Genomic DNA, 20,711 nt, shown 5'->3' on the forward strand with positions numbered 1-20,711 from the left:
TGCAACCTTCCTCCATCCGAGACGACGACATGATAGAAATGATTGAAAAGCGCGCCGCGGGGCCGGTGATACGGCTGCACTCCGGCGACAACATCGTGGTGGCGCGCGTGCCCATCGCCATTGGCATGGCCGTGCCCTCCGAGGGCATCGTCAGCCGCAGCCAGATTCCGGCCGGGCACAAGATCGCGGCGCGCGACCTGCGCGCCGGCGAGCCCATTCTCAAGTACAACGTCTGCATCGGCTTCGCCGCGGCCGACATCCCGGCCGGCACCTACGTGCATGCCCACAACATGGCGTTCCAGGAGTTCGACCGCGACTACGCGCACGCGCGCGACTACGTGCCCACACCGGTGCTGCCGGAGTCCGAACAGGCGACCTTCCAGGGCATCGTGCGCGCCAACGGCCAGGTGGCCACGCGCAACTTCATCGGGGTGATGGCGACGGTCAACTGCTCGGCCACGGTGGTGCATCGCATCGCCGAGGCCTTCACGCCCGAGCTGATGGCGGCCTATCCGAACGTGGACGGCGTGGTGGCGCTGAGCCACGGCATGGGCTGCGGCATGGAGATGTCGGGCGAGCCCATGGACCTGCTCAGGCGCACGATGGGCGGCTATGCCTGCCACGCCAACTTCGCGGCCGTGCTGATCGTGGGCCTGGGCTGCGAGCGCAACCAGCTCGACGCGCTGCTCAAGGACCAGGGGCTGGAGGCGGGCGCGCGCCTGAAGACCTTCATCATGCAGGAGACCGGCGGCACCCGCAAAACCATCGAGGCCGGCGTGGCCGCGGTGCGGGCCATGCTGCCCGAGGCCAACGCGGTCGAGCGCCGGCCGGTGCCGGCGCGCCACCTGAAGGTGGGCCTGCAGTGCGGCGGATCGGACGGGTTTTCGTCGATCACCGCCAACCCGGCGCTGGGCGCGGCCATGGACATCCTGGTGCGCCACGGCGGCACCGCCATCCTGTCCGAAACGCCGGAGATCTATGGCGTGGAGCACACGCTGACCTCGCGCGCGCGCAGCCGCGAAGTCGGCGAGAAACTGGTGCAGCGCATCCGCTGGTGGAAGGAGGAATACTCGCCGGGGCGCGACGTGCAGATCAACGGCAAGGTCAGCCCCGGCAACCAGATGGGCGGGCTGGCCAACATCTTCGAGAAATCGCTGGGCTCCTCGATGAAGGGCGGCACCACCGGCCTGATGGAGGTGTACCGCTACGCCGAGCCGGTGCGCGAGCCGGGCATGGTGTTCATGGACACGCCGGGATTCGATCCGGTCTCGGCCACCGGCCAGATCGCGGGCGGGGCCAACATGATCTGCTTCACCACCGGCCGCGGTTCGATGTTCGGCGCCAAGCCCGTACCGTCGATCAAGCTGGCCACCAACACGCCGATGTATGAACGGCTGACCGAAGACATGGACGTCAATTGCGGCGAAATCCTGGACGGCGCGGCCAGCATGCAAGAGATGGGCCAGCGCATCTTCGAGGAGATCCTGCGGGTGGCCTCGGGCGCGCGCAGCAAGAGCGAGCTGCTGGGGCTGGGCGACCACGAGTTCGTGCCCTGGAACATCGGCGTGGTCAGCTGAACGGGCGGGCGATCCGGCGGGAATCGCCCGCGGCCGGCGTTCAGGCGTCGGCCAGCGCGGCGGCGCCCGGCATGTCGAAGCCGTTTTCGTCCAGGGCGGCGCGCAGCGCCGCGGCCTGGCCGGCGTTCAGCTCCACCAGGGGCGGGCGCACCGTGGCCCAGGCGTCATCACCGGATTTCCAGGCGATGGCGGCCTTCATGGCGGGAATCATGGGGAATTGCTGGAACACGTTGCGGGTGGCGTTCAGCCCGGCCTGGCGCGCGTCGGCGTCGGCCTCCTGCCAGCGCTGCTGCAGCGCCACGATGGGGCCGGGATTGACGTTGCCGGTGGCCGTGATGCAGCCCACGCCGCCGGCGCGCAGGGTCTGCAGCAGAAAGGCCTCGCTGCCCGCATAGACCTGGAAGCCGCGCGGCGCGAAGCGCTCGATCATGGCCGCGGTGTTGTTCCAGTCGCCGCCGCTGTCCTTCACGCCGGCGACGATGCCGGGGTAACGCGCCAGCAGGCGGTCGATCAGGTCCAGGCTCAGCGGCACCTGGCTCACGGGCGGGATGTGGTACAGGTACATGCGCAGCCTGTCGTCGCCCACGCCCTCGATCAGCTCGGCGTAATAGCGGAACAGGCCCTCGTCGCTCACGCCCTTGTAGTAGAAGGGCGGCAGCACCAGCACGCCCATGCTGCCGCTGCGCACCGCGTGCCGGGTCAGCTCGACCGCGTCGGGCAGGGCGCAGGCGCCGGTGCCGGGCATCAGGGCCTGCGGCTCCACGCCGGCATCCAGCAGCGCGTCCAGCAGCTCGTGTTTTTCCGCCAGCGACAGCGAGTTCGCCTCCGAATTGGTGCCGAAAATCGCCAGCCCGACCGATTGCTCGCGCAACCAGCGGCAGTGCTTCACATAGCGGCCCAGGGCCGGCCGGTAGCGTTCGTCGAACGGCGTCAGGACCGGAGAGAAAACGCCGGGAATGCGGGCTTGGGTCGTCATGGTCTGTACTCGTAGTCGGGGTTCGGGAAGGGCGCGCCGCGGCGGCGCGCCAGCAACACCTGATTCTGGCACCGATCCGGCCCATGAACATCTGCTGTTTAATTGCTTCAATCCATAAAATTGTTATGGTTTGCCGTAACGCAAACCGGCGGCCGGAAAAAGGGGGAGACCGTGGATACGCGATATGTGCAGAGCTTTGTGACGGTGGTCGAAAGCGGCTCGCTGGCCGAGGCGGCGCGGCGCCTGGACTTGACCCCGGCCGCCATCGCCGCGCGCGTGCGCACGCTGGAGGAGGAGCTGGGCGCGACGCTGATCAAGCGCGTGGGCCGCAGCGTCAAGGCGACCGAGGCGGGCCTGAAGGCGCTGGAGCGGGCCCGCGCCGTGCTGCGCGAGGTGCGCGACCTGCGCGCCAGCGCCGGCGACGACGCGCCGCTGGGCGAATTGCGCCTGGGCGTGTCGGCCTCGGCCCTGACCGGCACCATGCCCATCGTGCTGGCGCGCCTGTACCGGCGCATGCCGAAACTGGCCGTGTTCATGGAGCCGGGCACCTCCAAGCACCTGTACCACCGGGTGGTCAACGGCGACCTGGACGCCGCCTTCATCGTCAAGCCGCAGTTCAACCTGTCCAAGGGCTACGCGTGGCGGCTGGTCACCGAGGAGCCGCTGGTGGTGCTGGCGCCGCCGGACACCGCCAGCGACGACGCCCACGAACTGATGCGGACCCAGCCCTTCATCCGCTACGACCGCAATGTCTGGGGCGGCCGGCTGGCCGACCAGTATCTGCGCCAGCACGGCATCGCCCCGCGCGAGCGCCTGGAGGTCGACGGCCTGATGGGCATCGCCTGCATGGTCTCGGAAGGGCTGGGCGTGTCGCTGGTGCCCGACTGGGCGCCGGACTGGCTCGACAGCCGGCGCGTCAAGCGCGTGCCGCTGCCCGGACGCGCGCCGCTGCGCCGCATGGGCATTCTGTGGGCGCGCCACATGCCGCACTCGGCCCTGGCCGAAGCCTTCGTGGAAGAGGCCGCGCTGGCCCTGAACCTGCCTGACAGCGCGCCAGGGGAAGACTGAGCGGCACGCCAAATGAAAACGCCCCGGAAACTTGAATCTCCGGGGCGTTTGGCTGGGAGCCGGACGGCTTAGTGGCGCGTCTCGACCTGGACCAGCGGTTCGTTGGACACGGGCGCGACCGGCTTGCGCTCGCGGCCCAGGCGGACCGGCTTGTGCGCGGCCGCGATGCGTAGCTGCGTCTGGGCGTGGCGGTCCGGGTCGGTCTCGATCCATTGCAGGCCGGCGGCATTGACCACTTCATGCAGGGCCTGGGCCTTGGCCGACGGCGCCGAGGCCGGCACCACGATGGGCTGCTGCGCGCCGGCTGCCGCCGCCGGGGCGGCTTCGGCCGGGGCCGGGGCTGCCGCGACCACCGGTTCGACGGCGGCGGCTTCCTCGGGCGCGGCGGGCGCCGCGGGCGCGGACACCACGCTGGCGGGCTGTACCGTCACCGGTTGCGTGGCCTGGACCGGTTCCTCGGCTTGCGGGGCGGTTTCGGCGGGCGCGGGGGCGGCGACTTCGGCGGCGACTTCCGTGGTCGCTTCGGCGGTCACTTCCGTGGTCGCTTCAGCGGTTACCTCGGTGCTTACCTCGGCAGCGGCTTCGGCGGCCGGGGCTTGCGCCTGGACCTGCGCCGGAGCCGGCTGGGCGGCCGGTTCGGACTCGGCGGCGGATTCGACGGCGGCGGCTTGCGGCTGTTCGCCGGCTTCCTCGTCGGCGCCTTCTTCGAGCTGCTCGTCGCCGGCGCTCACGCCAGCTTCTTCCTGGCTGCGGCGGCCGCGGCGGCTGCGGCGGCGGCGGCGCTTGCGCTCCGGATCGGCCGCGCCTTCGGCGCCTTCGGCGGCCGGCGCCGCGTCAGCGGCCTGCTCGGCCGTGGCGTCGGCGGCGGCTTCCTCGGCGGCCTGGACGGCCTGGGCCGCGGGCTGGCGGGTGTCGGGCAGGGCGGTGGCGACCGTCTGGGCCAGCGCGGCGACCATGCTTTCCTGTTCGCTCATCGGGGCGTCGGACTGGCCTTCTTCGCGGCGGTTGCGGCCGCGGCCGCGACGGCGGTTGCGGCCGGCGCCGGCGTCTTCACCGGCGGCCTGGTCGGCCTGCTCGGGGCGGCTGGAGGCCAGGGCCGCCTGCGTGGCCTGGGTGTCGCGCTCGGCACGGGCTTCGCTGCGCTGGTGGCGCTCGCCGCGTTCCTGGCGCTCGCCCTCGGCGCGACGGCCGCCGCGCACGTGGTGACGGCCGCCTTCGCCGCCCTCGGCGCCTTCGCCGCGCGCTTCATTGCGGCGGTTGCGGTTGCGGTCCGAACCGTGGCGCTCGCCGCGGCGTTCCTGGCCGTCATGGGCCGAGCGGCCCTTGCCGCGGCCGGAGGCGGCGCGCTTGGCGCTGTCTTCCTGGACGGCGGGGGCGGGCTTGGCGGTTTCGGCGTTGCCGGTCAGCCAGCCGACCAGGCGCTTGAACAGGCCGCCCAGGCCGCCGCCGGCGGGAGCGGGCGCGGCAGCGGCGGGCGCCGGAGCCGGGGTCGAAACGGGAGCGGGCTGCGAGGGCGTGATGCCCTTGACCAGGGCTTCCGGACGCGACTTGACTTCGTGCTCGCGCGGCTGCCAGGGGGCGTCCGTGGCCGGGGCCTCGACCAGCTCGAAGCTGGTCTTGAGCTCTTCCAGGCGCGGATCGTCGTGGCGCAGGCGCTCGATGTGGTGGTGCGGGGTCTCCAGGTGCTTGTTGGGGATCAGCAACAGGTTGACCTTGAGGCGGGCTTCCATCTTGGTGATGTCGGCGCGCTTTTCGTTCAGCAGGTAGGTGGCCACGTCCACCGGCACTTGCGCGTGCACGGCGGCGGTGTTTTCCTTCATGGCCTCTTCCTGCAGCAGGCGCAGCACGTGCAGGGCGCTGGATTCCGCGTCGCGGATCACGCCGGTGCCGTTGCAGCGCGGGCAGGTGATGTGCGAGCCTTCGTTCAGGGCCGGGCGCAGGCGCTGGCGCGACAGTTCCATCAGGCCGAAGCGCGAAATCTTGCCCATCTGGACGCGGGCGCGGTCGAAATGGAGCGCGTCGCGCAGGCGCTGTTCGACGGCGCGCTGGTTCTTGCTGTCCTCCATGTCGATGAAGTCGATGACGATCAGGCCGCCCAGGTCGCGCAGGCGCAGCTGGCGGGCCACTTCGTCGGCCGCTTCCGAGTTGGTGCGCAGCGCGGTTTCCTCGATGTCGGCGCCGCGGGTGGAGCGGGCCGAGTTGACGTCCACCGACACCAGCGCCTCGGTGTGGTCGATGACGATGGCGCCGCCCGAGGGCAGCTGCACCGTGCGCGAGTACGCCGTCTCGATCTGGTGTTCGATCTGGAAGCGCGAGAACAGCGGGATGTCGTCGCGGTAGCGTTTGACGCGCTGGACGTTGTCAGGCATCACCACGCTCATGAAGGCGGTGGCCTGGTCGGCGATCTCGTCGGTATCGATGAGGATTTCGCCGATTTCGGGGGAGAAGTAGTCGCGTATGGCCCGGATGACCAGGCTGGACTCGAGGTAGATCAGGATGGGCGCGGAGTTGTCGCGCGCGGCGCCGTCGATGGCGGTCCAGAGCTGCAACAGGTAGGACAAGTCCCACTGGAGTTCTTCGACGCTGCGGCCGATGCCGGCGGTGCGGGCGATGATGCTCATGCCCTGGGGCAGTTCGAGCTGCTCCATGGTGTCGCGCAGTTCCTGGCGGTCCTCGCCCTCGACGCGGCGCGAAACGCCGCCGCCGCGGGGGTTGTTGGGCATCAGGACCAGGTAGCGGCCGGCCAGCGAGATGAACGTGGTCAGGGCCGCACCCTTGTTGCCGCGCTCTTCCTTCTCGACCTGGACGATCAGTTCCTGGCCTTCGCGCAGGGCGTCCTGGATGCGGGCGCTGCGCACGTCCACGCCTTCCTTGAAGTAGCTGCGGGCCACTTCCTTGAAGGGCAGGAAACCGTGACGGTCTTCACCGTAGTTGACGAAGCAGGCTTCGAGGCCGGGTTCGATCCGGGTAATGACACCTTTGTAGATATTGCCTTTGCGTTGTTCGCGGCCGGCAGTCTCGATGTCGAGGTCGATGAGTTTCTGCCCATCGACGATAGCGACGCGTAATTCTTCCTGGTGCGTCGCATTGAACAGCATGCGCTTCATGAGAGGGGTTCTCCGTTGTCATGACGCGCCGATATCGGCGCGTGACCTCGGGTCACTCGGGCTGCGGACTGAAGCGGGCAAGAAAGAATGCGGACCGTACCTGGGCGGCGCCCAGGCGTATCCGCCGCGGGTCAGGCGGGCACGTCGTGCCGTGGGGCACGGGGTTCTGTCAGCAGGAGGGTCAGCTTCACTGAATGTGGTTTGACGGAAAGATTGCTGTGAACGGCAGTTGCGGCAGGAGTGGTTGCCGGCACGCAACTGGTGCTTTAAATATGCGACGATTCTTGCAGTGCTTCAGAGCCGCTTGCGGCATGCAACGGACCTGCTGGGACAGCGGGCAAAATGAATGCCACACCACTGTTCCGCAGGGCGCGGTTGCGCCGGCGACCAAGAGACCCAGAGGCTGAAATGAGCAGGCAGTACAATGGCGGCCCACGCGCTCGACGGAGTTGCGCACTTTGCATCTCTACGTCAGGCGGCTAGTTCAGCCCCTTCAGGCTGTCCCGATTATATGTCGCTTTCCGCAATGCGCAAAGAAACTTCCTCCCCTGTCTCCCCCTCTAAAGCCGCTCCCGCCGTCCGCATGGTCGAGGTGGGCGCCGAGCATGCCGGCCAGCGCCTGGACAACTACCTGGTGCGGCTGTGCAAGGGCGTGCCCAAGACGCATATCTATAAAGCCATCCGGGGCGGCGAGGTGCGGGTAAACAAGGGACGTATCTCGGCCGATTACCGCGTGGCCGAAGGCGACATGGTCCGCATCCCGCCGCTGCGCCTGCCCGACCCGGGCGCGCCGCGTCCGGTGCCCGGCGCCGAGTTCCCGGTGGTGTTCGAGGACGACTCCCTGCTGGTGGTGGACAAGCCCGCCGGCGTGGCGGTCCACGGCGGCAGCGGCGTGTCCTTCGGCGTGATCGAGCAGCTGCGCGCCGCGCGGCCCGACGCCAAGTTCCTGGAACTGGTGCACCGGCTGGACCGCGAGACCTCCGGGCTGCTCATGGTGGCCAAGAAGCGCAGCGCGCTTTTGGCGCTGCACGCCATGCTGCGCGAAGGAAAAGGGGACAAGCACTACCTGGCCCTGGTCGAGGGCGATTGGGTCAACGACCGCCAGCACATCAAGCTGGGCCTTTCCAAGTGGACCACGCAGTCGGGCGAACGCCGCGTCAAGGTGGACCCGGACGGCCAGTCGGCCCACACCATCGTCACCCTCAAGCGCCGTTTCGGCGATTACAGCCTGGTCGACGCCGAATTGCGCACCGGGCGCACCCACCAGATCCGGGTGCACCTGGCGGCCAGCGGCTTTCCCATCGTGGGCGACGACAAATACGGCCACGACGAAGTGCGGGCGCACTTCGCGCGCCTGGGCTTCGGCCGGATGTTCCTGCACGCCCACCAGCTGACCCTGAACCACCCCGTCACGGGCGAGCCGCTGACGCTGACGGCCGAGCTGCCCCCGGCCTGCCTGAAAATACTGAAACAACTGGAGTCTGCCTGATATGTCGTATTCGCTGGTCGTGTTTGACTGGGATGGCACCCTGATGGATTCCACGCACAGCATCGTGGCCGCCATCCAGGGCGCCTGCCGCGACCTGGAACTGGCGGTGCCGTCGGCTTCCGACGCCAGCTGGGTGATCGGCCTGTCCCTGGAAAGCGCGCTGCGGCGGGCGGTGCCCGAACTGACCCAGGCCATGCTGCCGCGCTTCCTGGAGCGCTACCGCACCCATTACCTGCTGCGCGACCCGGAACTGCGCCTGTTCGACGGCGTGCGCGAACTGCTGACCGAACTGGCCGGGCACAACGTGCGCCTGGCGGTGGCCACCGGCAAGAGCCGCGTCGGCCTGACCCGCGCCCTGGCCGCCACCGGCCTGGGCCCGCTGTTCGACGCCACCCGCACCGCCGACGAAACCTTCAGCAAGCCGCACCCGGCGATGCTGCACGAATTGATGCAGGAGTTGGACGTGGCGCCCGAGCGCGTGGTGATGATCGGCGACACCTCGCACGACCTGCAGATGGCGGCCAACGCCGGCGTGCATGGGCTGGGCGTCACTTATGGCGCGCACACCCTGAAGGAGCTTGAGGGTTGCGGCCCCCAGGCGGTGCTCGACAGCGTGCCCGGCGTGCGCGAGTGGCTGCTGGCCCGTACGGCGGCCGCGCAGTAACGCAGCAATACCGGACGCGGAACGTCCGGGCGGCGCGCGGGTCTATAACCAAATACCGCCAGCGCCGCGGAATATCATGGGGTCCTGTGCCGTCCATGGGTTATGCGAGGCGCCGCCATACGGAGACCATGATGCTGATACGCAAGCCCGACGATATTCTTTCCTCCGAGATCACCCCCGAGGCCGTGTGGCGCTCGCGCCGCGAGCTGATGCTGCGGGCCGGGCTGGTGGCCGCCGCGGCAGGGCTGCCGGGCTGGGCGGCGCGCAGCGCGTTCGCGCAGGATGCCGGCGCGTTGCCGGGCAAGCCCAACCCGGCCTTCAGCGTGATGGACAAGCAGACCCCCTTGTCCGACATCACGTCGTACAACAACTTCTACGAATTCGGCCTGGACAAGAGCGATCCCGCCGCCAACGCCGGCAAACTCCAGACGCGCCCCTGGACCGTCAGCGTCGAGGGCGAGGTTGGCAAGCCGCGCACCTTCTCCATCGAGGAACTGCTCAAGCTGGCGCCCATGGAAGAGCGGGTCTACCGGCTGCGCTGCGTCGAGGGCTGGTCCATGGTCATCCCGTGGATGGGCTATTCGCTGGCCGAGCTGCTCAAGCAGGTCGAGCCCACCGGCAACGCCAAGTACGTGGAGTTCGTGACCGTGGTCCAGCGCGAGAACATGCGCGGCGTGCGCAGCGGGGTGCTGGACTGGCCCTATGTCGAGGGGCTGCGCATCGACGAGGCGATGAATCCGCTGTCCATGCTGGTCTTCGGCGTCTACGGCAAGCTGCTGCCGGGCCAGAACGGCGCGCCGGTCAGGCTGGCGGTGCCGTGGAAATACGGCTTCAAGTCGGCCAAGTCCCTGGTCAAGATCCGCCTGGTCGAAAAACCGCCCGTCTCCTCGTGGATGAAGGCCGCGCCGCAGGAATACGGCTTCTACGCCAACGTGAATCCCAACGTCCCGCACCCGCGCTGGAGCCAGGCGACCGAGCGCCGCATCGGCGAGGACGGCCTGTTCTCGCCCAAGCGCAAGACCCTGATGTTCAACGGCTACGGCGAACAGGTCGCCTCGCTCTACCAGGGCATGGACCTGAAGGCCAATTAAATTACTGAGGCGCGCATGGAAGCAGGCATTTCGCAGGCGCCGCCGCGCAGGACGCAGCTTTCCGCCAAGACCGTCGGGCGCTTCAAGCCCGTGCTGTTCCTGCTGGGGCTGGCGCCGTTCCTGCGCTGGTTCTGGCTGGGCGCCAACGACGGCCTGACCGCCAATCCGGTCGAATTCCTGACCCGCTCTTCCGGCACCTGGACGCTGGTGTGCCTGCTGGTCACGCTGGCCATCACGCCGCTGCGCCGGCTGACCGGCCAGCCGGCCCTGGTGCGGCTGCGGCGCATGTGCGGGCTGTTCGCGTTCTTCTATGGCGCCATGCATTTCATGGCCTGGGTCTGGTGGGACCGCGGCTTCGACCCCGCGGCCATGCTGCGCGACATCGGCGAACGGCCCTTCATCACGGTGGGATTCGCGGCCTTCGTGCTGATGACCGCGCTGGCGGCCACGTCCACCCAATGGGCCATGCGCCGGCTGGGCAAGCGCTGGCAAAGCCTGCATCGCGCCGTCTATGCCATCGGGCTGCTGGCCATCCTGCACTACTGGTGGCACAAAGCGGGCAAGAACGACTTCGAAGCGCCGCTGATCTATGCGGCCGTGCTGGCGCTGCTGCTGGGGTGGCGGGTGGTGGAGCGGTGGCGGCGGAATGCCTGATGGGTTTCGCGCGTTCGATGCTCGTGTTCTTGCCTGGAGAATCTCGCGCTGCACCCATCCTACGACGGTCGGAAACCGTACGGCGGTCGGGCGTCGTACGGCGAGGAATCGTACGGCAATCCGGAATCGTAGGATGGGTGCAGCGCGAGACCCCCTGAACAAAAACTCAGATATCGAACGCGCGAAACCCATCGGGCGGCGAAAGCCGCCTCACAACATCGCCAGCATGATGGCCGCCGTCTCGGCGTCCGGCTGCCCGTCGTAAAGCGCCGGCCGGTAATGCATCTGGAACGCCGCCAGCGTGTTGATGGTGGCCTTGTCCAGCACACCGTCCTGCGGGCAGGCGTAGCCCAGGCGCTGCAGCTGCTGCTGGAACCACGCCACGTCGGGAACGCCCTGCGCCTGCAGCCGGGCCAGGTGCGCGGCCGCGCCGGCCTCGTCGTACCAGCGCCCGATGCCGGCCCCGGCCAGCGCCTTCCATGGAAAGAGCGGTCCCGGATCGACCTTGCGCTGCGGCGCGATGTCGCTATGGCCCACCACGTTCTCGGGCGCGATGCCGTGGCGCTGGATGACGTCGCGCAGCAGCACGGTCAGCGCGCGCAGCTGGCGTTCGCCGTAGGGATGCCATAGCGGCTTGCCGTCCGGGCCGTCGGTCCAGCCGGGATTCACGATCTCGATACCGATCGAGGTGCTGTTCATGGCGATGTTGCCGTACCAGGCGCTGGCGCCGGCGTGCCAGGCCGCCCGGTTTTCATCGACCAGGCGGTAGGTGCGGCCGGACTCGGTCACGAGGTAGTGGGCGCTGACCTTGCCGCGCGACAGCAGCTGCAGCGAGCGGGCGTCGTCGACCGAGGTGTAGTGCAGCACCACGGCGCGCACCCGGCTGGCCTGGCCGACCGCCGTGACGGAGGTGTCCAGTTCCAGGCCGGCGGGGCCGCGCGCGGCGCATCCGGCCAGGGCCGCGGCGGCCAGCAGCGCAAGAGCGGGGCGCAGCATGGCTCAGCGGGCCAGGTAGAGGAACAGGGTGGGCAGCTTGTCCAGCTGCGGCGCCGGCTGCTGTTTCCAGTCGGCCACGCTGCGGGTCTGGATCCATTCGTCGGCGGTGGTGACCGAGCGGGCCACGCACAGCCGGGTATCGCCCTTCAGGCTGGCCAGCAGCGTGGCGAACATGGCGGCGTTGCGGTAGGGCGTCTCGATCAGCAGCTGGGTCTGGTTGTGCCGGGCCGAATGCTGCTCCCAGGCGCGCAGCTGCCTGGCGCGCTCGGCGGGGTCGACCGGCGCGTAGCCGTGGAACGCGAAGCGCTGGCCGTCCAGTCCGCTGGCCATCAGGGCCAGCAGGATGGAGGACGGACCGACCCAGGGCCTGACCGTCAGGCCCTGCCGGTGGGCGGCCTCCACCACCTTGGCGCCCGGGTCCGCCACGGCGGGGCAGCCGGCCTCGGAGACCAGGCCGATCTCGGCGCCGCCGGCGATGGGCGCCAGCCAGGCCTTGATCTGGGCGGCGTCCACCCGGTCGTTCAGCGTGTGGACGGTGATTTCCTGCAGCGGCCGGACCGTGCCGATCAGCTTGAGGAAGGCGCGCGCGGTCTTGGCGTTCTCGGCGATGTAGGTGTCGAGCCGCCCGGCCAGGGCGCGCACTTCGGCGGGCAGCCAGCGCTCGGGCGGGGCCTCGCCCAGGCCCACGGGAATCAGGTGCAGCGCGCCGCTCATGCGGGCGCTCCGGGCGCGTCCAGCGGGTCCAGCCCGAAGCGCGCCAGCATGCCGGTCAGCGCGATCAGCGGCAGGCCGATGATGGCGGTGGGGTCGTCGCTCTGGATGCTTTCCATCAGCGCGATACCCAGGCTTTCCGCCTTGGCGCTGCCTGCGGTATCGTAGGGTTCTTCGGCGCGCAGATAGGCTTCGATCGCCGCGTCGCTTAGCCGGCGGAAGCGGCAGCGCGTGACGATGTCGGCCTTTTCCACCTGGTGGCCGTCGGTGACGGCCAGCGCGCTGTGGAATTCCACCTCCCGGCCCGACAGCGCCTGCAATTGCGCCAGTGCGCGCGGGAAGTCGCCCGGCTTGCCGATGGGCTGTCCGTCCGCGGTGGCCACCTGGTCTGAGCCGATGACGATGCTGCCGGGATGGTTCGCCGCCACCGCCATGGCCTTGGCCACGGACAGGCGCAGGGCCAGCGCCTCGGGCGTTTCGCCGGCGTGTGGCGTTTCGTCCACATCGGGCGAAATGGCGGTGAACGGCAGGCGCAGGCGGGACAACAATTCTTTGCGGTAGCGCGAGCTGGAGGCGAGGATGAGGCTGGGCTTCGAGGGCATGCGATATTTGACGCTGGTACGTAAGTCACAGTATTATCTAACGTTTTGCGGCATTTTTGCAGGAACACCGAGGTGACTGATACTGGCGTGAATGCAAAGCGCATCGACGCGTTTGCTTTTGCCCGTCTGGGCAAGGAAGCGCAAGGCAGCGTGCCGCTGGCGAGGCTTACGCGATTGGTCGACGGGCTGCCCGAGCAGCCCGCTGGCGAGGCGGGCCTGGCGCACTGGTCCGTGCGCGGAGAAGTGAGCAAGTCCGGCCTTCTTGCCGGGCAGCCGCTCTTGCATCTTCACGTGCGGGCGAATCCGCTGGTCGTGTGCCAGCGGTGCAACGCGCCGTTCGCCTACCCGGTCGACAGCGAAGTCGTGCTGCAGCTGGTCAAGTCCGAAGACGAACTCGATGACGGTTCTGGCTCTGGAGAACACTCCGGAGGCTACGCCGGCGAGGACGAGGACGACGAGGACGAAGAAGGAAAAGGTTTTGTGTCCAACCTGCCTGAAAGGGTGGTGGGTTCACATCATTTCGATCTGCTGGCCCAGATCGAAGATGAGCTCATTCTGAGCGTTCCGTATGTGCCCAAGCATGATGTATGCCCGGGCGCGCAGGCCAATGCCGGCGAGGCTGCTCCCGAGGAGCCCGCCGTCAAGCGTCCGTCGCCGTTTGCGGTGCTGGAACAACTGAAGCACAAAGATTGAGATCAACATCGGGCCGCATCGCGTACAATGCGCCCCGTTTCTAGGAGTCATCATGGCCGTTCAACAAAACAAGAAGTCCCCGTCCAAGCGCGGTATGCACCGCTCGCACGATTTTCTGGTGAACCCGCCGACCGCGATCGAGCCCACCACGGGCGAAGCGCATCTGCGTCACCACATCAGCCCCAACGGCTTCTACCGCGGCCGCAAGGTCCTGAAGACCAAGGCCGACGAATAAGGCCCCCGGGCCGAACTCGTACTCGGACCATTTCGGCTGAGCGCTGATACCTGGCACCCGTGATACGCATCGCCATAGACTGTATGGGCGGAGACTTCGGTCTGCCCGTCACGATTCCGGCTGCGATCGAGTTCGCCCGGCAATTTCCGGATACCCGGCTGTTGCTGGTCGGGCTTCCCGACGCTATCGAAGCGGCGCTCTCCGAGCATCGCGGCGTGGCGCGCGATCGTCTTGAGATCGTGGCGGCTTCCGAAGTCGTCACCATGGACGACCCGGTCGAGGTCGCCCTGCGCCGCAAAAAAGACTCCTCCATGCGCCTGGCCGCCCAGTCCGTCAAGGACGGGCGCGCCGACGCCTGCGTCTCCGCAGGCAATACCGGCGCGTGGATGGCCATTTCACGCTACGTGCTCAAAACGCTGGACGGCATAGACCGCCCGGCCATCGCCACGTCCATTCCGAACCAGACGGGCCGCGCCACCACGGTGCTGGACCTGGGCGCGAACGTGGACTGTACGGCCGAGCACCTTCTGCAATTCGCCATCATGGGCGCCGCGCTGTCGCAGGCGGTCGACCATCGCGAGCGGCCTTCGGTGGGCCTGCTCAACATCGGCGAAGAAGTCATCAAGGGCAACGAAGTCGTCAAGGAAGCCGCCGAACTGCTGCGCGGCAGCCCGCTGAACTTCTACGGCAACGTGGAAGGCAACGACATCTTCAAGGGCACGGTCGACGTGGTCGTCTGCGACGGCTTCGTCGGCAACGTCGTGCTCAAGTCCGTCGAAGGCCTGGCCAAGATGCTCTCCAGCGTCATACGCGAAGAGTTCAAACGCAACCTGATCACGCTGCTGGCCGGCGCGGTGGCCAAGCCGGTGCTCAACCGCCTGCGCACCCGCGTCGACAACCGGCGCTACAACGGCGCCGCGCTGCTGGGCCTGCGCGGCGTGGTCATCAAGAGCCACGGCTCCGCCGACGTCTACGCCTACGGATTCGCCTTGCAGCGAGCCCGCGAAGCCGTAGTGAGTAAACTGCTGGAGCGCACCGCCGAGACGGTCGCTCAGATTACCAAGCGCGTTCAATCCGGCGATGCCGCTACGGCGCCGCCGCAAGACGTGGCTGGGGACACCGCTTGATGGATACCGCAATGAAATATTCCGTGATCGCGGGCACCGGCAGCTTCCTGCCGGAACGCGTGGTTTCGAATGACGAGCTGGCTGCGGAACTGGCGACGCGCAACATCGCCACCTCCGACGAATGGATCGTCGAGCGCACTGGCATCCGGCAGCGCCATCTGGCCGAGCGCGGCGTCACCACCAGCCAGCTGGCGACCGAGGCCTCGCGCCGCGCGCTGGCCGACGCGGGCGTGGACGCCTCCGACATCGACCTCATCATCCTGGCCACTTCGACGCCCGACTTCGTGTTCCCGAGCACCGCCTGCATCGTGCAGGCCAACCTCGGCGCCAAAGGCTCGGCGGCGTTCGACGTGCAGGCCGTGTGCAGCGGCTTCGTCTACGCGCTGACCACCGCCGACAGCTTCATCCGCGCCGGCCGCGCGCGCTGCGCGCTGGTCATCGGCGCCGAAGTGTTCTCGCGCATCCTGGACTGGAACGACCGCAGCACCTGCGTGCTTTTCGGCGACGGCGCCGGCGCCGTGGTGCTGAAGGCTTCCGACAAGCCCGGCATCATGGCCGCGCAGCTGCATGCCGACGGCAGCCAGAGCAAGATCCTGAACGCGGCGGGCAACGTGGCCTATGGCGACGTGACCGGCGATCCGTTCCTGCGCATGGACGGCCAGGCCGTGTTCAAGCAGGCCGTCACCGTGCTGGACCGCTCCGCGCGCGACACCTGCGCCGAAGCCGGCGTGGACGTCGCCGACGTGGACTGGATGATCCCGCACCAGGCCAACGTGCGCATCCTGAATTTCCTGGCGCGCAAGCTGTCCGTGCCGGTCGAGAAGGTCGTCATCACCGTCGACAGCCACGCCAACACTTCCGCAGCCAGCGTGCCGCTGGCCCTGGACGCCGCGCGCCGCGACGGCCGCGTCAAGCCGGGCCAGCTGGTCCTGATGCAGGGCGTGGGCGGCGGGTTCACCTGGGGCTCGGTACTGGCCCGCATGTAGGGGCGGGCCGGGCGGCAGGCGGCGCGCGCCGCGGCCGCCGGGCAGGCGCACCCGACATTCCTCACAGACACTGAATCTCATCCTAACGGTCAACCATGAAAATCGCTTTTGTCTTTCCTGGTCAGGGTTCTCAAGCTGTCGGCATGCTGGACGCCTGGTCGGGCGTTTCCGCGGTCGCCGATACGGTGGCGCGCGCGTCGCAGGCCCTGGGCCAGGACCTGGGCGCGCTGATCGCGCAAGGCCCGGCCGAGCAGCTCAACCTCACCACCAACACCCAGCCCGCGATGCTGACCGCCGGCGCCGCGCTGTACGCGGCCTGGTGCGCCGCGGGCGGCCGCAAGCCGGACGTGGTCGCCGGCCATAGCCTGGGCGAGTACGCCGCGCTGACCGCGGCCGGTTCGCTCGCGCTCGAAGACGCCGTGCGCCTGGTGCGCGTGCGCGCCGACGCCATGCAGGCCGCCGTGCCGGTCGGCACCGGCGCCATGGCCGCCATCCTGGGCCTGGACGACGACGCCGTGCGCGCCGCCTGCGCCGCCGCCGCGCAGGGCGAAGTGGTCGAGGCCGTGAACTTCAACGCGCCCGCCCAGGTCGTGATCGCCGGCCACAAGGCCGCCGTCGAACGCGCCTGCGAGCAGGCCAAGGCCGCGGGCGCCAAGCGCGCGCTGCTGCTGCCGGTGTCCGCGCCGTTCCACTCCAGCCTGCTCAAGCCCGCCGCCGAGGTGCTGGCCGGCGCGCTGGCCGGCGTGACGGTGTCGGCCCCGCAGATCCAGGTCATCAACAACGTCGACGTGGCTTCCCCGGCCAATCCTGGGGCTATCCGCGATGCGCTGGTGCGCCAGGCATGGCATCCTGTGCGCTGGGTCGAAACCCTGCGCGCGATGAAGGCGCAAGGCGTCACGCACGTGATCGAATGCGGCCCCGGCAAGGTGCTCGCCGGCCTGACCAAGCGCATCGATCCCGAACTCACGGGCATGGCCATCACCGATCCGGCTTCCCTCGAAGCCGCGCTGGCCGCCGTCAACGGAAACCAATGAACATGGATAACCCCTCGATCGAACTGCAAGGCAAGATCGCGCTGGTGACCGGCGCCACGCGCGGCATCGGCCGCGCCATCGCACTGGAACTGGCCGCGCGCGGCGCCACCGTCGTCGGCACCGCCACCTCCGAATCGGGCGCGGCCGCCATCACCGAAGCGCTGGCCCCCTCGGGCGGACGCGGCGTGGTGCTGGACGTGACCGACGCGGCGGCCTGCGACGCGCTCATCGACGCGCTGGGCAAGGAAGGCGGCGGCCCGCACATCCTCGTCAATAACGCCGGCATCACGCGTGATACGCTGGCGATGCGCATGAAGGACGAAGACTGGTCGGCCGTCATCGACACCAACCTGGCGTCGGTGTTCCGCCTGTCGCGCGCGGTGCTGCGCAGCATGATGAAGGCCCGCTGGGGACGCATCATCAACGTGACCTCGGTGGTCGGCTCCAGCGGCAACCCCGGCCAGGCCAACTACGCGGCCGCCAAGGCCGGCGTGGCCGGCATGTCGCGCGCCCTGGCGCGCGAGCTGGGCAGCCGCAACATCACGGTCAACTGCGTGGCCCCCGGCTTCATCGATACCGACATGACGCGCGCCCTCGGCGAAAATCAGACCGCGGCTTTGCTGCAGCAGATTCCGCTGGGCCGCCTGGGAGCGCCCGAGGACATCGCGCACGCGGTGGCATTTTTGTCCGGGCCGCAGGCGGGTTACATTACCGGCACCACCCTGCACGTCAACGGCGGGATGTACATGCAATAAATCACGAACCGCGCGCAGGCCGCTCCGCACGGGGCGATGCGCGGTTCAACCGGAAACGCCGCACACGGGTTTCCTGCGCCATTCCCGGCGACAGATCAAGTGCGCGGTGTTATTTTTGTCACGGCCAGGCGTCGCAAAACTCCGCGCTTGGCTATAATTCGCGGGATTTTTCCCAATTGGAGATCTGCATGGAAAGCATCGAACAGCGCGTCAAGAAGATCGTCGCTGAACAACTTGGCGTCAACGAAGCCGAGATCAAGAACGAATCCTCCTTCCTTGACGACCTCGGTGCCGATTCGCTCGACATGGTCGAACTGGTCATGGCGCTCGAAGACGAATTCGAGACCGAGATCCCCGACGAAGAGGCCGAAAAGATCACGACCGTGCAACAAGCGATTGACTACATCAATTCGCACGGCAAGCAGTAAGCTGGGCTTACTCCCTTCCGGCGGTCCGAGGACGGACTTCGGGGCCAGCCGGAAAATCGGGGCGGTTTCAGGAGTTGCCTTTGCGGTGCGCATGCGGGAAGGGCGTGAAAACGCCCGACCCGCTTTTGTGTGTACCGCAAGCGCAGCGCATCCCGAAAACCGCCTTTCTTTTGTCTGTTTGAGGAGTCATCCGTGAAGCGACGTGTCGTCATCACCGGCCTGGGTATCGTTTCCCCCGTGGGGAACGACGTGACCACGGCTTGGGACAATATCGTCAACGGACGTTCTGGCATCAGCCGCATCACCCGTTTCGATCCCTCGGCCATCACCACCCATATCGCCGGCGAAGTCAAAGACTTCGACATCAGCGCCTATATCTCGGCCAAGGAAGCCCGCCAGATGGATACCTTCATCCATTACGGCCTGGCTGCCGGGATGCAGGCCTGGCGCGACAGCGGCCTGGAAGTCACCGAAGCCAACGCCGAACGCATCGGCGTGATCGTCGGCTCGGGTATCGGCGGCCTGCCGCGCATCGAAGAAACCCAGGTCGAATACCTGTCCAAGGGCCCGCGCCGCATTTCGCCGTTCTTCGTGCCGGGTTCGCTGATCAACCTGATCTCCGGCCACCTGTCCATCGCCTACGGCATGAAGGGCCCGAGCTACGCCGTCGTGTCGGCCTGCACCACCGGCCTGCACTGCATCGGCGATGCCGCCCGCCTGATCGAGTACGGCGATGCCGACGTCATGCTGGCCGGCGGCGCCGAGTCGACCGTGTCGCCGCTGGGCATCGGCGGTTTCGCCGCCATGCGCGCCCTGTCGACCCGCAACGACGATCCTCAGACGGCTTCGCGTCCCTGGGATCGCGACCGCGACGGATTCGTGCTGGGCGAGGGCGCCGGCGTGCTGGTGCTGGAAGAATACGAACACGCCAAGAAGCGCGGCGCGCGCATCTACGGCGAATTCGTGGGCTACGGCATGAGCTCCGACGCGCACCACATCACGGCGCCGGACAAGGACGGCCCGCGCCGCGGCATCGTCAACGCGCTGCGCAACGGCGGCGTCAACCTCGAAGACGTCCAGTACGTCAACGCGCACGGCACCTCCACGCCGCTGGGCGACAAGAACGAGACCGACGCGCTGAAGCTGGCCTTCGGCGACCACGCCAAGAAGCTGGTGGTCAACTCGACCAAGTCCATGACCGGGCACCTGCTCGGCGCGGCCGGCGGCATCGAGGCGGTGTTCACCACGCTGGCCGTCTACAACCAGGTCTCGCCCCCGACGATCAACATCTTCAATCAGGATCCGGAATGCGATCTGGATTACTGCGCCAACGAAGCGCGGCAGATGAAGATCGACGTGGGCCTGTCCAACTCGTTCGGCTTCGGCGGCACCAACGGCTCGATGGCCGTTCGCCGGGTCTGATTTGGCAGGCCCGGTCGGGGAGCGCTGGTCGTTTCGCGTGCCCGTCGTGCGTCCGGGCAGCGTCCAGGCGGTTTACGGCCTGGCGCTGGCCCTGGCCGCGGGCAGCGCGCTGACGGCCGCCTCCTGGCATGGCCCGGCCGCGCTCGCGGGGGCGGCGCTTGCGCTGCTGCTCGGGCTCGGCGGGCTGTTACACTCGGCACGGAGCGGCCCGTCCCCGGTATCCGCGTTACGTACGGCGGCCGGGGCAGGGCATTGGCAGCTGCGGCTGCCGCAGGGCTGGCGCGACGCAAGTCTGCTGGACCGGCGGCGCGGCCCGCGCTGGCTCACGCTCACCTTGCAGCCTTTGCCCACCGGGAGTACCGCCTTTACCCCTAGCACCATCACCCTCACCGTCTGGCAGCGGACGCTGCGACCCGAGTCCTGGCGGCGCCTGTGCCTGCTGACGGGCACGGCGCGGCGCACGCCGCCGGCGGCCGGCCCCCAGGAGGCGTCATGAGCGAGCGCGAAGTCGACGCCGAGCTTGTCGCGCGCGTCCAGCGGGGCGACAAGAAAGCCTTCGACCTGCTGGTGCTCAAGTACCAGCGCAAGATCCTCCGCCTGCTGGCCCGGATGATCCGCGACCCCGCGGAAATCGAAGACGTGGCCCAGGAAGCCTTCATCAAGGCCTACCGCGCCTTGCCCCAGTTCCGGGGGGAGAGCGCCTTTTACACCTGGCTGTATCGCATCGCGATCAACACCGCGCGCAACTGGCTGGCCTCCCAGGGCCGGCGTCCGAGCGCGCCCAATGCGATAGAAACGGAAGACGGTGAAACTTTTAACGAAACCGACAACCTAACCGATATAAGCACGCCGGAATCCATGGTCGCCAGCCGCGAAATCGCCGAAACGGTGAACGCGGCCATCGAGGAATTGCCTGAAGAGTTGCGCACCGCAATCGTCCTGCGTGAAATCGAAGGTATGAGTTACGAAGACATCGCCCAGAGCATGGACTGCCCGATCGGTACGGTGCGCTCCCGCATTTTTCGTGCGCGTGAAGCCATCGCCACCAAGTTGCGCCCATTGCTAGGCACCGATGACGAGCGTCGCTGGTAAGGAG

Annotated in this window: 21 protein-coding genes; 16 read left to right on the forward strand and 5 right to left on the reverse strand. The window is 68.2% G+C overall.

Translation table 11 applies throughout. From position 1 onward, the window contains the following. Nucleotides 1-29: 29 nt before the first annotated feature. Entirely contained in the window at nt 30-1,577 is a 1,548-nt protein-coding gene (locus C1I89_RS20495) for a UxaA family hydrolase (protein WP_102774405.1), read from the forward strand. A 40-nt stretch (nt 1,578-1,617) separates the two neighbouring features. Here C1I89_RS20495 and C1I89_RS20500 read toward each other — a convergent pair whose 3' ends face one another. Beyond that, entirely contained in the window at nt 1,618-2,553 is a 936-nt protein-coding gene (locus tag C1I89_RS20500) for a dihydrodipicolinate synthase family protein (protein ID WP_102774406.1), read from the reverse strand. Nucleotides 2,554-2,724: 171 nt separating this feature from the next. Between C1I89_RS20500 and C1I89_RS20505 the strand changes: the two genes are divergently transcribed. Then, nucleotides 2,725-3,621, forward strand: a complete 897-nt coding sequence (locus C1I89_RS20505; RefSeq protein WP_102774407.1) for a LysR family transcriptional regulator — start codon at nt 2,725-2,727, stop codon at nt 3,619-3,621. A gap of 68 nt (nt 3,622-3,689) precedes the next feature. Here the strand turns inward: C1I89_RS20505 and C1I89_RS20510 are convergent, their stop codons facing one another. Beyond that, nucleotides 3,690-6,728 carry an Rne/Rng family ribonuclease gene (locus tag C1I89_RS20510; protein WP_102774408.1) on the reverse strand — a complete coding sequence of 1,013 codons (3,039 nt, stop codon included), beginning with the start codon at nt 6,726-6,728 and terminating at the stop codon, nt 3,690-3,692. Nucleotides 6,729-7,239: 511 nt separating this feature from the next. On the opposite strand from C1I89_RS20510, the gene C1I89_RS20515 reads away from it, so the two are divergent. From C1I89_RS20515 to msrQ, 4 genes are all read left to right on the forward strand, one after another. Then, nucleotides 7,240-8,217, forward strand: a complete 978-nt coding sequence (locus C1I89_RS20515; RefSeq protein ID WP_102774409.1) for an RluA family pseudouridine synthase — start codon at nt 7,240-7,242, stop codon at nt 8,215-8,217. A gap of 1 nt (nt 8,218) precedes the next feature. Next, the gene (locus tag C1I89_RS20520) at nt 8,219-8,881 is read left to right on the forward strand and encodes an HAD family hydrolase (RefSeq protein ID WP_102774410.1); all 663 of its coding nucleotides are present in this window, start codon (nt 8,219-8,221) and stop codon (nt 8,879-8,881) included. 131 nt (nt 8,882-9,012) lie between these two features. Continuing rightward, nucleotides 9,013-9,972: a protein-methionine-sulfoxide reductase catalytic subunit MsrP gene (msrP, locus tag C1I89_RS20525; RefSeq protein ID WP_102774411.1), complete on the forward strand. Its 960-nt coding sequence runs from the start codon at nt 9,013-9,015 to the stop codon at nt 9,970-9,972. Between the two features lie 15 nt (nt 9,973-9,987). Continuing rightward, entirely contained in the window at nt 9,988-10,626 is a 639-nt protein-coding gene (gene msrQ / locus C1I89_RS20530; protein WP_102774412.1) for a protein-methionine-sulfoxide reductase heme-binding subunit MsrQ, read from the forward strand. A gap of 210 nt (nt 10,627-10,836) precedes the next feature. Here msrQ and C1I89_RS20535 read toward each other — a convergent pair whose 3' ends face one another. The 3 genes from C1I89_RS20535 to C1I89_RS20545 are packed head-to-tail and all read right to left on the reverse strand — an operon-like array spanning nt 10,837 to nt 12,935. Next, nucleotides 10,837-11,622, reverse strand: coding sequence for an N-acetylmuramoyl-L-alanine amidase (locus C1I89_RS20535; RefSeq protein ID WP_102774413.1), 786 nt, complete (start codon nt 11,620-11,622; stop codon nt 10,837-10,839). 3 nt (nt 11,623-11,625) lie between these two features. Further along, nucleotides 11,626-12,336 carry an SAM-dependent methyltransferase gene (locus C1I89_RS20540; RefSeq protein ID WP_102774414.1) on the reverse strand — a complete coding sequence of 237 codons (711 nt, stop codon included), beginning with the start codon at nt 12,334-12,336 and terminating at the stop codon, nt 11,626-11,628. Further along, nucleotides 12,333-12,935 (reverse strand): Maf-like protein, encoded by a 603-nt coding sequence (locus C1I89_RS20545; RefSeq protein WP_102774415.1) that lies wholly within the window; start codon nt 12,933-12,935, stop codon nt 12,333-12,335. The genes C1I89_RS20540 and C1I89_RS20545 overlap by 4 nt, the downstream gene beginning before the upstream one ends. Nucleotides 12,936-13,007: 72 nt before the next feature. Between C1I89_RS20545 and C1I89_RS20550 the strand changes: the two genes are divergently transcribed. From C1I89_RS20550 to rpoE, 10 genes are all read left to right on the forward strand, one after another. Then, entirely contained in the window at nt 13,008-13,628 is a 621-nt protein-coding gene (locus tag C1I89_RS20550) for a YceD family protein (protein ID WP_440130648.1), read from the forward strand. 52 nt (nt 13,629-13,680) lie between these two features. Next, on the forward strand, nt 13,681-13,863 hold the full coding sequence (gene rpmF / locus C1I89_RS20555) for a 50S ribosomal protein L32 (RefSeq protein ID WP_043543314.1): 183 nt from the start codon (nt 13,681-13,683) through the stop codon (nt 13,861-13,863). Nucleotides 13,864-13,922: 59 nt separating this feature from the next. After that, nucleotides 13,923-14,990, forward strand: coding sequence for a phosphate acyltransferase PlsX (gene plsX, locus C1I89_RS20560; RefSeq protein WP_102774417.1), 1,068 nt, complete (start codon nt 13,923-13,925; stop codon nt 14,988-14,990). Continuing rightward, nucleotides 14,990-15,976, forward strand: coding sequence for a beta-ketoacyl-ACP synthase III (locus C1I89_RS20565; protein ID WP_102774418.1), 987 nt, complete (start codon nt 14,990-14,992; stop codon nt 15,974-15,976). The genes plsX and C1I89_RS20565 overlap by 1 nt, the downstream gene beginning before the upstream one ends. 95 nt (nt 15,977-16,071) lie before the next feature. Next, complete coding sequence (gene fabD / locus C1I89_RS20570) at nt 16,072-17,010, forward strand: ACP S-malonyltransferase (RefSeq protein ID WP_102774419.1); 939 nt, start codon at nt 16,072-16,074, stop codon at nt 17,008-17,010. Between the two features lie 2 nt (nt 17,011-17,012). Continuing rightward, the gene (fabG, locus tag C1I89_RS20575; RefSeq protein WP_102774556.1) at nt 17,013-17,765 is read left to right on the forward strand and encodes a 3-oxoacyl-ACP reductase FabG; all 753 of its coding nucleotides are present in this window, start codon (nt 17,013-17,015) and stop codon (nt 17,763-17,765) included. A 188-nt stretch (nt 17,766-17,953) separates the two neighbouring features. Beyond that, complete coding sequence (acpP, locus tag C1I89_RS20580) at nt 17,954-18,193, forward strand: acyl carrier protein (protein ID WP_003813816.1); 240 nt, start codon at nt 17,954-17,956, stop codon at nt 18,191-18,193. 192 nt (nt 18,194-18,385) lie between these two features. Then, nucleotides 18,386-19,615 carry a beta-ketoacyl-ACP synthase II gene (fabF, locus tag C1I89_RS20585; protein WP_102774420.1) on the forward strand — a complete coding sequence of 410 codons (1,230 nt, stop codon included), beginning with the start codon at nt 18,386-18,388 and terminating at the stop codon, nt 19,613-19,615. Nucleotides 19,616-19,652: 37 nt separating this feature from the next. After that, on the forward strand, nt 19,653-20,111 hold the full coding sequence (locus tag C1I89_RS20590) for a hypothetical protein (RefSeq protein WP_102774557.1): 459 nt from the start codon (nt 19,653-19,655) through the stop codon (nt 20,109-20,111). After that, on the forward strand, nt 20,108-20,707 hold the full coding sequence (gene rpoE, locus C1I89_RS20595) for an RNA polymerase sigma factor RpoE (RefSeq protein ID WP_043543305.1): 600 nt from the start codon (nt 20,108-20,110) through the stop codon (nt 20,705-20,707). The genes C1I89_RS20590 and rpoE overlap by 4 nt, the downstream gene beginning before the upstream one ends. Nucleotides 20,708-20,711: the final 4 nt, after the last annotated feature.

Origin of the sequence: Achromobacter pulmonis (assembly GCF_002885955.2) — a bacterium.
Lineage (GTDB): Bacteria > Pseudomonadota > Gammaproteobacteria > Burkholderiales > Burkholderiaceae_B > Achromobacter > Achromobacter pulmonis_A.